Annotated in this window: 1 protein-coding gene; it reads left to right on the top strand. The window is 43.6% G+C overall.

Annotation, left to right across the window (positions count from 1 at the left end):
- A partial coding sequence (locus tag AC1M83_RS14155; RefSeq protein ID WP_481590940.1) for an enolase C-terminal domain-like protein occupies positions 1 to 598 on the top strand: 598 nt, incomplete at both ends.

Here is a 598-nt window from a genome sequence, read left to right on the forward strand (position 1 = left end):
TTGAAACCTTGCTCGTTGAAATCCCGACGATCCGCCCACACAAGATGGCGGTCGCAACGATGCAAACTCAAACCTTAGTCCTCATTAAAATCGAAACTTCGGATGGTTTCATTGGTTGGGGCGAAGCAACCACCATCGGTGGCTTAGGCTATGGTGAAGAAAGCCCTGAAAGTATCAAAACCAATATCGATACTTATTTTGCTCCACTACTCAAAACTTTTACTGATCTCAACGTTGCTCAAATTATGCAAGTGTTGAAGAAGAATATTAATGGCAACCGTTTTGCAAAATGTGCCATTCAAACTGCTTTACTCGATATTCAAGCTCAACGTTTAGGCTTGCCTCTGTCTGAAGTGCTAGGTGGCCGTCTGCGTGACAGCGTCCCTGTGCTTTGGGTGTTGGCTTCTGGTGATACGGATAAAGATATCGCTGAAGCGAAAAAGATGATCGAAGCTAAGCGTCATAACTTCTTTAAATTAAAAATTGGTTCTCGTGCTGTAGAAGCAGATGTTGAGCATGTTCTCACCATCAAAAAAGCGTTAGGTGCTGATATTTCTATCCGTGTCGATGTGAACCGTGCTTGGTCTGAGTTAGAAGC

The sequence above is a fragment of the Acinetobacter sp. 25-47-130 genome (genome assembly GCF_056779705.1).